The 14631-nt window shown below is 59.5% G+C and carries 11 protein-coding genes and 2 pseudogenes; 8 read left to right on the top strand and 5 right to left on the bottom strand.

The features are described 5' to 3' along the window. Positions 1-192: 192 nt before the first annotated feature. A pseudogene (locus GGD63_RS31945) lies at positions 193-610 on the top strand (phosphomannomutase/phosphoglucomutase); the annotation flags it as partial. A gap of 872 nt (positions 611-1482) precedes the next feature. Here GGD63_RS31945 and GGD63_RS31940 read toward each other — a convergent pair. Beyond that, positions 1483-2363, bottom strand: a pseudogene (locus GGD63_RS31940) (methylase); the annotation flags it as partial. Between the two features lie 581 nt (positions 2364-2944). On the opposite strand from GGD63_RS31940, the gene GGD63_RS31935 reads away from it, so the two are divergent. The 5 genes from GGD63_RS31935 to GGD63_RS40375 all read left to right on the top strand — a co-directional run bounded on the left by GGD63_RS31935 (position 2945) and on the right by GGD63_RS40375 (position 9103). Next, positions 2945-5401 (top strand): NEL-type E3 ubiquitin ligase domain-containing protein, encoded by a 2457-nt coding sequence (locus GGD63_RS31935; protein WP_246785745.1) that lies wholly within the window; start codon positions 2945-2947, stop codon positions 5399-5401. Between the two features lie 502 nt (positions 5402-5903). Next, on the top strand, positions 5904-7208 hold the full coding sequence (locus GGD63_RS31930; RefSeq protein ID WP_183247955.1) for an IS701 family transposase: 1305 nt from the start codon (positions 5904-5906) through the stop codon (positions 7206-7208). A 314-nt stretch (positions 7209-7522) separates the two neighbouring features. Continuing rightward, positions 7523-7813 carry a chorismate mutase gene (locus GGD63_RS31925; protein ID WP_183247953.1) on the top strand — a complete coding sequence of 97 codons (291 nt, stop codon included), beginning with the start codon at positions 7523-7525 and terminating at the stop codon, positions 7811-7813. Positions 7814-8224: 411 nt separating this feature from the next. Then, entirely contained in the window at positions 8225-8461 is a 237-nt protein-coding gene (locus tag GGD63_RS40380; RefSeq protein ID WP_246785744.1) for an AbiH family protein, read from the top strand. Between the two features lie 204 nt (positions 8462-8665). Beyond that, positions 8666-9103: an AbiH family protein gene (locus tag GGD63_RS40375; RefSeq protein WP_312013459.1), complete on the top strand. Its 438-nt coding sequence runs from the start codon at positions 8666-8668 to the stop codon at positions 9101-9103. Positions 9104-9323: 220 nt separating this feature from the next. Here GGD63_RS40375 and GGD63_RS31915 read toward each other — a convergent pair whose 3' ends face one another. The 3 genes from GGD63_RS31915 to istA form a co-directional block, all read right to left on the bottom strand. Continuing rightward, the gene (locus GGD63_RS31915; protein ID WP_246785743.1) at positions 9324-9605 is read right to left on the bottom strand and encodes a hypothetical protein; all 282 of its coding nucleotides are present in this window, start codon (positions 9603-9605) and stop codon (positions 9324-9326) included. A gap of 256 nt (positions 9606-9861) precedes the next feature. Further along, positions 9862-10605, bottom strand: coding sequence for an IS21-like element helper ATPase IstB (gene istB / locus GGD63_RS31910; RefSeq protein ID WP_104465926.1), 744 nt, complete (start codon positions 10603-10605; stop codon positions 9862-9864). A 13-nt stretch (positions 10606-10618) separates the two neighbouring features. Next, on the bottom strand, positions 10619-12157 hold the full coding sequence (gene istA, locus GGD63_RS31905) for an IS21 family transposase (protein WP_183247951.1): 1539 nt from the start codon (positions 12155-12157) through the stop codon (positions 10619-10621). A 402-nt stretch (positions 12158-12559) separates the two neighbouring features. On the opposite strand from istA, the gene GGD63_RS31900 reads away from it, so the two are divergent. Then, positions 12560-12850, top strand: a complete 291-nt coding sequence (locus GGD63_RS31900) for a DUF3892 domain-containing protein (RefSeq protein ID WP_183247949.1) — start codon at positions 12560-12562, stop codon at positions 12848-12850. 676 nt (positions 12851-13526) lie between these two features. Here the strand turns inward: GGD63_RS31900 and GGD63_RS31895 are convergent. Continuing rightward, a complete protein-coding gene (locus GGD63_RS31895) occupies positions 13527-13727 on the bottom strand; it encodes a hypothetical protein (RefSeq protein ID WP_183247947.1) in 201 nt (66 codons plus the stop codon). 576 nt (positions 13728-14303) lie between these two features. Between GGD63_RS31895 and GGD63_RS31890 the strand changes: the two genes are divergently transcribed. Beyond that, complete coding sequence (locus tag GGD63_RS31890; RefSeq protein ID WP_183247945.1) at positions 14304-14522, top strand: hypothetical protein; 219 nt, start codon at positions 14304-14306, stop codon at positions 14520-14522. Positions 14523-14631 lie beyond the last annotated feature (109 nt).

Below are 14631 nucleotides of genomic sequence, written 5' to 3'. Positions count from 1 at the left end.
AATCGACCGTCGAGCGAGTTTGAACGTGAAGCTGAGGTGTGGGCTCGAAGGAAAAATGAAAGCGCAATCCTCTGTGTCGGATCAAAGCATAGGCAGCCAGGGCCATTGCGCCATCGCCGTCAGTAATGATGTTGGTTGCGGGAGCCGGATTTGAACCAGCGACCTCAAGGTTATGAGCCTGACGAGCTACCGGGCTCCTCTATCGGCCTGGTCTCGGCGATCGCGATCTGCGACATGCTTGACCGCGCCCCAGGCAAATGGATGGCGGACCTCACGGACGACCTGGTCGTCGCCGACCATGTCGCCGCATTGCGCCGATGAAGCCAAGTACGGCGTCGTCGACCAGGTGGTGAAGCACTTTGAAGGCTTGCAGGCGAAGGGCGCCAAGTCCGGCGGCCAGTCGATCCGCGATCTCGTCACCGTCAACGGGGTGCGCGTCACGGTCGAGGACCGCAGCTGGGGCCTGGTGCGCGCCTCCTCCAACAAGCCCGAGCTCGTCGGCGTGGTCGAGAGCCCGGTCTCCGAGCAGCGTATGCACGACATGTTCGAGATGGTGGATGGCGTGCTGCGCACGCATCCGGAAGTCGGCGAGTACAATCAGACGATCTAATGACGTTCCGCCCGCCGCGCAGGTCCGTCGGCTTAGATCTACGCCTCCGGAGGAAGCGCTGCTTCTTTAGCGCGCCAAAGCTGTCCTAAGCTGCGCCTACCGTGGCCAGAAATCTCTGCACCTCCAGCTTCAGACGATTGCTATCCTCAGATAAGGACTCGGCGGCGGCAAGTACCTGCGTAGATGCCGCGCCAGTCTCGACCGAACCGCGGTTTACTTCGGCGATATTCGACGCAACCTGGGTCGTACCAATTGCCGAAGGCTTCATTTTCGTAGAGGGCGCCTTTCCAGAAGCTGACAATTCAGAGAAAGGGTGTTACCGACGTCCGACATTTTTTGAACCCTTCCCCGTTTAGCTGCCAAACGCCACCCGAAATTGCTCCCTTTGCATCATGAAGAACTCCCCCACCAGCGTTCATGATGTCGGTTGACGGTTGGGGGCCGCCGCTGACAGGCAAAGGTCTAAGGTCCGCCCAGACATCGCCGTAGAACGACTTCTCAACGTCGATCAGGCCTGAGGCAGATGCGCCGGATGCTATTTGATGAGGCTTCGATCTTCGGCCGTAAGGCATCATCGAGCCGCCTGTAAGCGATTGCGGCAACTTCCATGTCGCCCATATCCCACCAGGCGTAAGCCGGACTGGCCAGCCCCATGAGGACGAAAACAATACGCGAGAACGCGCATGGCTTGGCTCCCCTTCCGCACAGCAATGGCTGGCAATAAAACCTCTCAAATCAGTCCGTGATTCGTGCCGACGGGATCACTGCATTGTTCAAGATGCCTTTGTGCAGCTCGATTTGAGTAGGCTCATGACGTGCCGCCGCCCACCGCAAAAACTCTGCTCGGATACGGGAAGCTTGCCAGTCGAGGTGACTGGCGAATGAGATGGAACGTGTTCGCCGAGCCAACGGAGCAACGTCGCGACGTCGGGCGCGATTCCCGGCGACTGCGGGAAGCGGGTCATCGGCCGGCCACCTTGTCGATGACGGTGAGGCGCGTCTCGGTCGTGGTGCCATGCTTGGCATAGATCGCGCCAGTGATCGCGGCGGTGAACACCACGCGGCCACGTTGCTGCAACCGGACGAAGGCGTCGGGCCAAGCAGCTGAGGCCTCGGGTGAGAAGTTTGCGCGTGATATCGTGACCAGGCGGCCGCCATCAGCAAGACGCGCCACGCCTGAGGCGATATGACGATACGTTGTGTCAGCCATGCGGCCGGAAATGTTCGCCATCGCCGAGAAAGGCGGGTTCATCAGCACGACACTCGGGGCGACGGGATGGAGGTGATCGTCGACTTGGGCCGCGTCGAAGCGCGTGACGAAGTTGGCCGGAAAGATGGAAGAGAGCAACATGGCCCGGCACTCGGCCAGCTCGTTGAGCACGAGGGGTGCTGCTGGCGTTCTCGGCGAGGATGGCCCGGTGCCTGCGGACGGCTCGAGTAGCGCGCGCGATCGGCCGCCGTAATGGCGGCTGAGCTCAGCGCTGCCAGCGCCGAGCGGGATCGGCGTCGAGAATTGCTGGAAAATCTCGCTCTCGGCAGAGCGGAGCGTGCAAGTCGGCAGAAGCGACGCGATCTTGCCCAAGGCGGAAAGACGTGAAGCCGGAGAAGCGGCTTTGCGGAAGAGCGCCTTTCCGTATTTGCGCAAGAGCAGGGCAGTGGCGGCCTCACAGGCTTCGTATGCCAACTTCCAATCCCAGCCTCGCCGGCGGTGGCCACCGCATGCGCGTGACAAATTGCCGTTTTTACGCAGTGTCTACTTCCCTGGTGCTGTCGTGAGAGCGACCGGTATAGCCACCTTGCACCTCCCTAACCGTCACCCCGCGGGCGTGGCACGATTGGCGGATTAACATCCTGTTACCTGATCTTCTCCAGCCGGTGGTTGCCAGAGCGCATCTGGTGATTTTCGAAGTGAGACGATGGACTTCGGCCTCAGCCCGCCTCCGATGAACATACTGGCGCAGCAATCGGTCCACCAGTTACCTAAAGAAGGTGCGCAGCATGGCGTCAAGCCAAGGTGATCTTTGCTGTCCGACCTAGCTGCGCAGTGATCGGATTGCCGGATGCAGGGCGGGAGATGCAATTTGCTGACTTGCTCTCGCGGCGTATGAGCACGTCTTCCCTCGAGGATCACGCCGGCAAGGCTCAAGTCTGCGTAGCAGACATACGCAAGCTGTCACTGCAATGATCCATCCAGCAATAAGTGTTCCACGAAGGCCTTACGGGACAGTTACGATCATTCTGATTCCTCGTCAGCTTCTAGAAAGCTAAGCCTCTTAGCGTGAACGTACTTATCCAGACCTGCGTTAGCTGCTCAGATCTGACAAGGAGAGTGGGATGGATGCGTTCAATAATCTCAGCCCATTCGAGACCCGTGTCGATCAGACGTACTACGATCGGGGGCAACAGCAGCAGGCAGACCAAGCCGGGTTTCAGCAGCACGTGAATGAGTTGCGTCTTCACGGTCGCCAGCCTCCCGATTCAATTAGCCTCGGCGAGCCGCCCTGTGTTGCTTCGAACAGAGGTGCGGATCGTTTGGGAATGCCGCACGAGGATGTAGTCCGACAAGCCACCTCGCGGTCGCCGTCGGATTCGTTCGCCTGCTCTGAACGAGACGATCAGCATGTGCTTTTTCCGGTCGCGGATCGCGACGGCCAGTTGCCGGATGGCAATTTCAGTCTGACAGATGATTGGCACGCCATGGATTCAGCTGCCGATTGGCCGCCGTATAGTGTCGATCAGGAGGAGCATTCGTGGGCCGAGGCCGGTGATGTAGCGCCGGAGCCGTCAACATCCGCCGCAAATCGTTCCGAGCAAAATTTGGGGGCATCGATTCTGGGCCGACAGCCCCGGCCGGGCGATGGCAATACCTCTAGAGGAGGCCGCCGACTGACCCCGGCCGCAGCGCAGTGGACCATAGCCTTGCAAACGGGGGCTCCGGGGCGCGCAAGCGGTCCGACGCATGAAGACCCCGTCTTCAGCGAGTCGCGGCTTAACCAGATCCTGGATGGTTGGGCCGAGGAGGAAGGGCAGTCGCAAGACGAGAAGCGCGAAGAGGCTGTAAGACGAATAAAAGCCTGGAGTGAGGCAGGCGACGTCTATGCAGGGCTGGAGCTGTTAAATCTATCCCTGACGACACTGCCGGCCGCCCTTCCGCCTGGGCTTCAGTCGCTCAACGTGAGCGACAACGAGCTGGTGCACCTGCCTGACGCCCTCCCGTCTGGACTGCGGGCGCTCCGCGCCAGCGGCAACCGGTTGACCCGCCTGCCGGACACACTCCCTAACGGGCTTCAGTCACTTGCCATCGGGGGCAACCGGCTGACCAGTCTGCCTGAAAACCTTCCAGAGGGCCTTTTGACACTCGCGGTCGGCAGTAGTCGCTTGACCAGCCTGCCGGATACCCTGCCGGATGGGCTGCAGGACCTCGACGTCCGCGGCAACCGGTTGACCAGACTGCCCCACGCCCTCCCCATCGGACTTCAGTCACTTGCCGTCGGCGGCAATCGGTTGACCAGCCTTCCCAACACTCTCCCGCCTGAAATCCAAGAGCTCGAAGCCAATGGCAACCGGCTGACCAGCCTTCCCGACAATCTTCCCGTCGAACTGCAGGTGCTCTTTGCGTGCGACAACCAGCTGGACAGTTTGCCCGAGACCCTCCCCCCTGAGCTCCAGAGACTTCACGTCAGCGGCAACCGGCTGACCAGCTTACCCGACAATCTCCCCGTCGAACTGCAGGTGCTTGAGGCACGCAATAATCGGCTGAGCAGCTTGCCGCAGGCGCTGCTAACCCGGCTAGCTTTTGGGTGCATGGTTTATATGGAGAATAATCCGCTGCCCGAGCAGGTGCGTACGAATTTGGCGGAAGCCCTGCATTCCCCGGGCTATGACGGCCCGCGTGTCTTCTTCTCGATGGGCGAGGGAACGGCTGTGGATCAGGAACGGTCACTGACCGAGGTAGTAGCGGACTGGATGGAGGAGCCGGAGGTGATCGCCGCCTGGCAAAACTTCGCCGGCGAGGCTGGGGCGCCGGAATACGCGCTCTTCCTCAATGGGCTACGGAACACCGTAAACTATGATAATCCTCATTTCCAGGAGGCCGTCGCCGAGGATCTGCAGCAGGCTGCGATCAGGCCGCAATTGCGCGAGCAGTATTTTCAGTTGGCTTTCGGGGCGAGCGAGACCTGCCAGGATCGCATCACTCTGACCTGGAACGGCATGCAGACCGCACGCCTGAACGCTGATGTCGAGGACGGGGCTTATGACGATCGGCTCGGCGAACTCATCCAGAAGGCCCGGGTCTTGTTTCGCCTGGGCGCACTCGAGCCGATTGCCCGTCAAAAGGTCAACTCACTCCAGTTCGTCGATGAGATAGAGGTCTATCTGGCCTATCAGGTCAAGCTGCGTGACCGGCTGGACCTGCAGCTCATCGCTCCGGACATGCGGTTCTACGACGTCTCGTACGTGACTGAGCACGACCTCACCGCAGCCGAGACGCAGGTGCGGAATGAGGAAGCGGCGGGGTTCGCCGACTTTTTGGCAACTCTCTGGCAGCCCTGGGAAACGGTGGTGAGCCGGATTGCCCCCGAAGCCCATGCAGAGATGCAGAACCGGCTCGCCGAGGCGATGGACGGGGAGTTTCCGAGCCGGCTCGAGCAGCGACTCGCCGACCATGACCTGACCGGAAACAGCGATGCCGAGTTGCAGTTCGGAGCCCAGATCCGCGACGAGATCGCCCGCGAGATCAAGGGCGCACTGATGCGGCAGGTGCTCGCGGATCATGCGCTTGAGCTGTGAAGCGGCAGTCCACTCGGTGCGGATCCCGGCGCGCCGAACGGGCTGTTTGTTGAAGACGTTATGCCGGCAGGATTAGGCACGTGGCAGGCACGAGGCGCGCTGCAGCCTGCAATTCATCACCTTCGCAGCAACTGTTGGAAACCAGCATGGGCTGACGGCCCAATAGACATGACCCTGAGGAATGTCCCTGATTCCGTTGAAATTCTGAAGAGGTCGGCGTTGTCCTCAACCGGTAGGCTCGCGGTGGAGAGCAACGCCACGACGAGAGATATTACGCCGGCTGGTTCGGCGCCCACCAACGACCTGGACGAAGCCTTTGCAGAGGGCGGACGAACTTCGACCGGTCCTGCCGCATGTCTAGAAGCTAACCGCAAATAGAAGACGTAGGGAATGGCACTTTTTCAGAACCGGTTAGTCTTACTGAGTCAGAGTGTCGCGGCTTTTACCGAGAAGAATCATATATTTGAGAAGACTCATCTTTTCAGCATGCGGAGAGGCTGAGATGGGTCTGGCAAAATCGGGGGACGTCGCGTCGCGGTTTTCGGCGTATGTTGAGGGTCTTACGAGCGTGATCGGGCACTCAGGCCGAGCCAAACCGCTTCGCGACTACTGCACCGGTCTGATGATGCCTTGCGATCGCAAGAGTGTCGAGCCGATGGCGGCCATCACGGCTCCTGAGCGGACAGCAGCGCAACACCAGTCGTTGTTGCATTTTGTCGGTCAAGGTGACTGGTCGGACCAACAAGTGTTGGCCAAGGTCCGTGAATTAGTGCTGCCGAGCATCGAACGCCACGGAGAGATCGAAGCTTGGATCATCGATGATACGGGCTTTCCTAAGAAGGGACGGCATTCGGTCGGGGTTGCACGGCAATATTGCGGCCAACTGGGCAAGCAAGACAATTGTCAGGTCGCCGTGACCCTTTCGATTGCCAACCATCACGCGAGCCTGCCGGTGGCGTATCGCCTTTATCTACCAAAGGAGTGGGCGACCGACCGTCCGCGTCGGCTCAAAGCCGGTGTGCCCAAGGAGATCACCTTCAAAACCAAGCCGGCTATCGCGCTTGAGCAATTGCGCTGGGCCTGTGCAGGGGGCTTGCCGCGTGGCGTAGTGCTGATGGACGCCGGCTATGGTGCTGATACCGATCTGCGTACGAGCATCACAGATCTCGGCTTGAACTATGTGGCCGGCATCCAGCCACAAACGTCCGTATGGCGCCCTGGCACTGGGCCGCGGGCGCCGAAGAAGTGGTCGGGGAGCGGACGACCTCCGAAGTTGCTGCGACGTGATGGCAAGTATCAACCTATCTCAGTTAAGAAGCTTGCGATTGGTCTGCCAATGGATGCTTGGCGCAAGATCACGTGGCGTGAGGGGACGGCAGAACGCTTATCCTCGCGCTTTGCCCGTGTGCGCATCCGTGCGGCACATCGAGATTACTGGCTCGCCGAAAGCCGGCCGGAGGAATGGCTGCTGATCGAATGGCCGGAGGGCGAGGAATCACCCACCAAATATTGGTTCTCGACGCTTCCGGCGAACATTGGATTCCGTCAGTTGGTCGACACGGCCAAGCTGCGCTGGCGCATTGAGCGCGACTACCACGAACTCAAACAGGAGATTGGCCTTGGCCACTTCGAGGGGCGAGGCTGGCGCGGCTTCCACCATCACGCAACGCTGTGCATCGCGGCTTACGGATTCCTGGTCTCCGAGCGGGAGACGCTTCCCCCCTCAGCAACGGGTTCCGCCGGGCTTTTCAAAGAAATTACAATTCCCGAAACTTATCGCCCGAGGGGGTCCGCCATTGCGGCCTGAACGGCACGTTCCAAATTCGATAGCGACCGTTCGGCGAGGATTGAGCGTCGCTCTCGCGTCCACACTATCTCGATGCCCTTGTTGCATCAGGGCAGTCTCAAGTCAAAGTAGCTATCGAATTTTGTGACGCAGTAAGATTAGTCGGCTCCCAGAAATCACGTCCGCTGGCTAAGGTGCTTGCATCAAACTCTCGAGCTGGCTCATAAGACGTCAACGTTAGCTTGCACTCGAGGTCTGGCTCAAGAACTGGCTTACTAGTACAGAGACTCGTTATAAGCCGAAAAACATCGTGCGCATCGAAGGGACCTGAGACGTTGGAAGCTCCACCCGAATTGAATGCTCTTCGGAGCAGCATCGACAATCTGGACGCTGCCCTGATTCACATTCTCGCCGAACGTTTTAGGTGCACTCGAGAGGTGGGAAAACTAAAGGCGCGACTGCAAATGCCTGCTGCCGATCCAGGCCGGGAGGAGAGACAGACAAAAAGACTGCGTGCGCTCGCACAGGCCGCCAACTTTGACCCAGACTTTGCTGAGAAGTTCCTGGCATTCATCATAACAGAAGTGATCCGGCATCATGATCTTGCTCGTGAAAAGATCGGTTAAGTGTAGAATTGTCTCGTTCAGCATGCGACGCGGCCCGTAAAGACTGGCGCCCTCTCTTTCACAGTAGCGGCGGCGAACCGATTGCAAAGCGTTTTGACTGAGGAATGCCCAGCGTGAGAGTGCTGATTGAATACTTCCTGTTCATTTCAGAGCAATCGCATGGGCTTCGACGGGCTCGCGTTCCAGCCCAAATCCAGCCGCTTGAAACTACACCTTCTCTGCTTAGTCGGATCTGGGATCACCGACGTGCAGCGCGCGAATCGGACCTTTGCCGGGCGGCAGGCCCTCGAGCGCGGTATGGAGGCATTTTCCTGCCTCGTCGTGGATTGGCAAATCCGCTCTGTTCGGCTCGGGGAGCGGAATCGATCGAAGTCTCGGATAGGCACCGCACGCTGTTGAGAAGGATGATCTTTGAGTGAAACACTCTACATCATTGGCAACGGGTTCGATCTGCATCACGGAATTCAATCGTCATACAGGGCGTTCGGTGAATACCTGAAGGCGGTCGACCATGCGACGTATCAGGTCGCGGAACGCTATTTCCATGTCAACGCGGCGTTTTGGCGCGAGTTCGAGGCCCGGCTCGCGCACTTCGATAGTGATACGCTGATCGAGGATGCATCCGATTCCTTTATCTTACGGTGCTGAGGAATGGAGCGACGCATATCACCACGACCACCAGTATGAGATCGAGCAAGTCGTCGATGCGATTTCGAAGAGAGCGCGCTTTGGAGATTGGATCCGGCAGCTGCGCATCCCACACGCTCCGCCAGTTGAGAACCTGCGGCTTCCGATTGATCCATCAGCCTCCTTCTTGAACTTCAAGGCAGGTTGTAGAGGCGTTGCAGGGATCTGGTATATCAAAACATCCTGCACATCCACGGAGCGGCGAGCGACCCGGAGGCGCAGCTCGTGCCTGGACACGGCCAGGAGCCGGACGACAATCTTGATCCCTATCGGATTAGCACCGATCCGGAGGATGCCGACACAGTCGTGGAAGGCCAAGCCTTTGATTCCTATTTCAAAGAAACGTTCAAGCCGACTGAGGAGATCATTCAGAGACCAAGCGTTCTTCCGCAAGATCGCCCCGTCGAGAAACTTCTTGTCATGGGGCACTCCGTCTCGGAGGTCGACTATCCCTATTTCCAAGAAATGATGCGCAACATCGATCCAAGCCGGACGCGCTGGAAGGTAAGCTACTTCGGAGAGCTTACCGCTGTCCGCAAGCGTATCGGGGATCTCGACATTGATGCCCGGCTTGTTGAGTACGCGCTTCTTGTTGATTTTTGAGCGATGTTCATCAGCGACCGCGCTCACGAGCATCGCCACAGGACTTGCACGTTTGCCAAATGAGAGGGAGATTGACAGATTCTCCCTGCCATAGGTTTTCAGATGCCGCTATTCGTAGCTTGTCAACCGAGCTAGCCTTTCGATGTAGTGGCTGGAATCGCAAGATAACGCGGCGCCGCCGTTGGTGTCGTTTTTTTGACCTGGCCGTGTTTGAGTTTGATCAAGCAGCTTTCTCTTGGCGGGCGCGGATTTCGGCGATCCATTTCTCCAGCGCATCTAGCTCGGCCTTGATAGCGGAAGGCGCAGCCAGCCTCGGATTGATCTCTCCTGGTTGGCTATGGAGCAGCGCCGAACAGCGCCCGAATGCCTCGCGCATGATACTGCAATCGGTGTCGGTAAGAACAGTAGGGACGTGATGTGCCGCTCGAATACGTGCATCCGTTGGCCCGTACTGCGCCCATGGATTTGAGCCGCTAACTTCGGTGGCCAGTGCGTATTCCACGGATGGTGATCAGTCGTTCCAGGCGATCGCGATCACTCATTCCAGACGATGGTGATCACTTGCAGAGGCGAACACGACTGACGTGTTTATGTCTGCTGGAAATGGTCTTCCTGGTCAAGACGGGCGGGAGGGTTCGGAGATCGGTCCAGCGGTCCATGGGAGGGCCCCGCGCGCGGCGCGGAGTGCCCCCACGAGCGGCGCAGCGGCGCGCGCGGGAGGGACCTGTGGGCCGGTGGGGCGATCGGGCGCGCGGTGGTCACGCTGCTGTCCTATCGTCGGCCCGACGACGCAGGCTGTCGCCCTTAAGCTCGATGCGGTGGGCGTTGTGAATGATGCGGTCCAATATGGCGTCGCCGAGGGTGGGATCGGCAATCACGTCATGCCATTGCGACACGGGGACCTGACTTGTGATCAACAATGATCCCTTGTCGTAGCGATCATCGACGATCTCGAGTAGATCACGGCGCTGGTCGGCGGAGAGCGCTTCGGGTCCCCAGTCGTCTAGGATGAGCAGGTTGACGCGCTCCAGCGCCGCGATCAGGCGGGCGAGACGGCCTTCGCCACGTGCCTGGGCGAGATCGGCGAACAAGCGGGGCACGCGCTTGTAGAGGACCGAGAAGCCGTCGCGGCAGGCTCTGTTGCCGAGCGCGCAAGCCAGCCAAGACTTGCCGGTGCCGGTCGGACCGACGATGACGAGATGGTTGTGCTCGCGGATCCATTGACAGGTGGCGAGGCTCTGAAAGAGCGAACGGTCGAGACCACGAGCGGTGCGATAGTCGACATTCTCGATGGCGGCAGCCTGGCGGAGCTTGGCACTACGCAAGCGCCGCACGAGACGTCGGTTGTCGCGAGCGGTGACCTCGCGATCGACGAGGAGACCGAGCCAATCGGGGTGTGGCATGTCGGCGGCCTCGGGATTGTTCTGCAGTTCGATGAGGGTATCGGCCATGGCAGTGAGGCCGAGCGCGCGCAGGCGTTCGACGGTCGGATGAATGAGCACAATGATCTCCTGATTAGTTGTAGTAGCTGCGGCCGCGGATGTTCGCGTGGAAAAGGACGGGCGCCTCCTGGGCGGGAGAAGCGTTTTTGTCGGTGGCGTTCTTGAGGATGGCAGCGACCGACTTATAGGAACGGGCATTGAGCAGCAGCGCACGGGCGCAGGCGGCGTCGACGCGTTCCTGACCATAGCGCTTGACCAGTCCGAGAATGCCGATGGCCGAGCGGAAGCCTTGTTCCGGATGCGGCCGCGACCGGAGGATGACCTCGATCAGGGTCTCGGCGTCGGGCCCGACCTTGGCGGCTTCGGAGCGGATGCGCTCATGGGTCCAGTCGCGGTAGCGGCGATGTGAGCTTGGCATATGCTCGGCAATCGTCGTTGGTCGATGCGGCAGAGAGCTGCGCAGATGGGAGGCGACGCGCTTGCCGCGCAGGAAAATCTCGACGGTTTTTAGGGTGATCCGTGCCTCGACCTCCTCATGCACCAGGTTGTGAGGCACGCTGTAGTAATGCTTGGCAATCTCGACATGATAATCGAGGTTCACCCGACAGCGCTTCCACTCAGCGTACTCGTAGGGTTCGTCGGGCAACGGGGTCAGCGCTGGTCGGTCGAGCTCCTCGAACAGCTCGCGCCGGCTTCGTCCCCAACTCCGTAGCGGTCGGTTGTTGAGGTCGATGAGCAGTGCGTGAATCGCCTCGTTGAGAGCGGCGAGTGAGAAGAAACGGCGGTTGCGCAGGCGCGCCAGAATCCATCGCCCGACGATTTGGACGCCGACTTCGACCTTGGCCTTGTCGCGTGGCCGATACGGCCGTGCCGGAACGATGGCAGTGAGGTAATGGCAGGCAAGATCGGCATAGGTCCGGTTGACCATCGGCTCGTGAAAGCAGGCCCGGGTGATGCCGGCCTTGAGATTGTCGCTCACCGTCTGCCGGGCCACACCGCCGAAAAAGCCAAAGGCCCGGATATGGGAGCCGATCCAGTCCGGCAGGCTCTGGCTGAGGCTGGCTTCGGCGTATGTGTAGTTGGAAGCACCGAGCACGGCGACGAAGATCTGCGCCGTGCGCATCTCGCCGGTGAGCCCATCGACCACCTCGAGCGTGTGGCCGGAATAGTCAACGAACAGCTTCTCGCCGGCGACATGAACTTGACGCAAGGTCGGCTTGAGGCGGCCAGCCCATTCCCTGTAACGTTCGCAGAACCACGAATAGCTGAAACTGTCGGACTTGGGGTCGCAATACTCCTCCCACAACAGCATCAACGTGACGTTCCTCCGCCGCAACTCGCGATGAACGAGCGCCCAATCCGGCTGCGGACGCTCATCGCTGGGTAGATCGGACGGTGGCGGAAACAGGCGGGTCTCGAGCCGGGCATCGTCATCGAGCTCCGGCGGCAACGGCCACGTCAGGCCGGCCCGGCGTGCCAGGTTGAGGTACTTGTTGACCGTGCCCTGGGCCAGGCCGAGGCTGCGGGCAACAACGCGCTGCGACATGCCGACGCTGTAGTGCAGGCGTAAAACTTCGCGAATTTGGCGCATGGACAGTCTCTCTGTCGGCATCTCGATCCTCTGCTATCGGGCAAAAGACCAAGCTACCTGGGTTGCAGACTGTCAGTGGTGTCCGGCTCGCTGTCCCCGATCACGATCCGCTGGAGATACCGATCACGATCCCGTGGAATTGGTGATCACGATCCCCTGGAAACGGTGATCACGATGCCCTGGAATGAGTGATCACGATGGCCTGGAATTGGTGATCACCATCGTCTGGAACGCGCAGGCCAGCCCGTCCCCGAAGACTGAGGCTGGCCACCTTTGCTCCCGAGAGGCTCAAATTCCCAAGGGGTGCGATCAAGGAGTATCGCTGAGAAGGACTGGAAGCACCTACCTGAATTGGCAGCCGGTCGAATTGACTGCTCCGGTCTAAGCTAGTGCCTCAGGCTTGCAGATTTGGGAGAGACTCAAATGACCAAACGCGCACGCATTCGTTACGCCAACAAGACGGACAGAAAGAATCCTCACGAAAGAATAACACATGTCGGCGGAGTAAACCCCGATGGAAAGCCGTGGAAGCGGTCCATCGATCAGGTTGTCAAAGATATCGAGAGCGCCGAATGGGAGTTCTATGTCGAAGAAAATGGACGCAGGGTTGGTGTGGTTGGGGCCACGCACAACGGGCACAAGTACATCAAGACAACGGCCGACGACATTCAACCAGACAATGTTCTCCCGCTCCTAGCCGAGTGCCCCGAATGATCTCAATCTCAGTGACCGTAGCCAGCGCGGGCGCGACTCGGCGCCGGTCAGCTGGGAGGGATCGGACGCTGTCCCCACCACGCCCGCGCTGCCAGTGAAGTTAGCGGCAACGTGACTCGGCGCTTGAAAGTGGACCGATGCGCGCTGTCGCTGCCACGCACCTTTAATTTCAACACCGTCTGCTAGCAAAGCTGACCGCGCTCGCTCCCGAGAGGCTTAAATTCCCAAGGGGGCAACCAAAGCAAAATCGTCGAAAAGTACCGGAGGGCACCTACCCGCACCAGTGGGTTGCCGCCTCCCCGCGTGCTGTCATATTAAAACCCTTGGCCAGCAACTGTTCGAGCTGGCTCCGCTCATAGGAGTAACCGCCGTGCCTAGGACGGAAGTGGTAGCGGCAATCCAAGCATTCAAGGACTACGTCCGTAGGCCAAGCCATACACCGGCAGAAGACACGTAGGGGCCACAGCGAACTGAAGAACAGCTGGCCGATTGGCGATCCCGGCTTGAAGTTGTCGGCTCAGAAATGGACGCGGTGGCGGATTGCCCTCTTTCGACCTTATACGAATTCGAGGCGCTCAGACGCGAGATGTGGGACAAGATTTTCCCGCAACGCCACCCGCTCTACTCAACCGTGTAGGGGACATTTTTACGCCGTGGTTCGGCGGATGCCGGACCCTTAATCAGGACGGAGCCGGATGATGCCTAGCACATTCTCGCTGCACAAGTCGGCGAAGCTATACGCGACCTCGAAGAAAAAGTTGCTCACGGTGCAGAAATCAGCCGCGAGGAGCTCGCGAGCGGCATTCTGCGGATTACGAAGCGTCTTCGAGATGAACTCGAAGCCGCGCTCAAGGTAATCGATGGCCTCAAGGATCACACCGGGCTCACGGTGGCAGCCGCGCGACCTAAACAGCGGGAACGTTAGCGGCCACGTGACTCGGCGCTTTGAAGTGGACCGATAAAGCGCTGTCCCTGCCACGTGCCGCTAACTTATCGGCTTCAAGCGGGGGCAAGAAGCTGACAGGGGTGTATTCTCCGGACGACTGCCCTAGAGCAACTACCAAGACAGGGCGGTGACTTGGCGATCAGTTTCAGGTCGCAGGCAGTGCGGGCGAGACTCGGCGCTGTTCGGTTGCGTTGGATCAGAGGCTGTCCCTGCCCCGCCCGCGCTACCATTTGAAGTTAGCGGGAACATAACTCGGCGCTGACCGTTCTGTTGCCATTGCGCTGTCCCTGCCACTCGCCACTAACTTCAAAGGCGTTTTACGCGGACTACCTTTCCGAAAGCTGACAAGACGGGGCGGCTATAGATCGCCGTCACGCTGCGGGCCTGCTTAGAATCCCACGTAATATGTTTTGTGAACAAACCATGGATCGGTCAAACCACTGTTGCTAACCGCTGGTATTGAGCCGATGACCGGCACGGCTGGAGGCAACGCCCCAAGGGACGGCCATGCCTAATACTATTCGCGAACAACTTGATGAAGTGGAGCGTGATATCAAACTCTACGAGGAATTCGACGACCGCGAGAAAACTCGCTTCGAACGTGAGTGCTTCCTTTGGACCGCGGAAGATCGCATCGAGTGGCAGAAGACGCAGCGTTCGGCTGCTGAATACCTTCGCGAGCGTCAGGACAAGCGCATCGCCTTGCTCGACGAGCTTGAAGAATGAGTTATCATTCGCCGACTCCAGCTTACTCGCGTCGCTTGAATCGTTCCTGTGCAAGAATAGGACGCCCCGCTATAGGTGGCCTGCGCGCCTCGCCTTCGTAGGCACGCGC

The organism is Bradyrhizobium sp. cir1 (assembly GCF_014198245.1).
Classification (GTDB): domain Bacteria; phylum Pseudomonadota; class Alphaproteobacteria; order Rhizobiales; family Xanthobacteraceae; genus Bradyrhizobium.
Note: the sequence above shows the minus strand (reverse complement) of the source record. Positions and strands in the feature narration are given on the sequence as shown.

Excerpts from the sequence above, each read along its gene's own strand:
- GGD63_RS31935 (WP_246785745.1), top strand. The coding sequence starts at position 2,945 with ATGGATGCGTTCAATAATCTCAGCCCATTCGAGACCCGTGTCGATCAG.
- GGD63_RS31930 (WP_183247955.1), top strand. The coding sequence starts at position 5,904 with ATGGGTCTGGCAAAATCGGGGGACGTCGCGTCGCGGTTTTCGGCGTAT.
- istA (WP_183247951.1), bottom strand. The coding sequence starts at position 12,157 with ATGCCGACAGAGAGACTGTCCATGCGCCAAATTCGCGAAGTTTTACGC.
- GGD63_RS31900 (WP_183247949.1), top strand. The coding sequence starts at position 12,560 with ATGACCAAACGCGCACGCATTCGTTACGCCAACAAGACGGACAGAAAG.
- GGD63_RS31890 (WP_183247945.1), top strand. The coding sequence starts at position 14,304 with ATGCCTAATACTATTCGCGAACAACTTGATGAAGTGGAGCGTGATATC.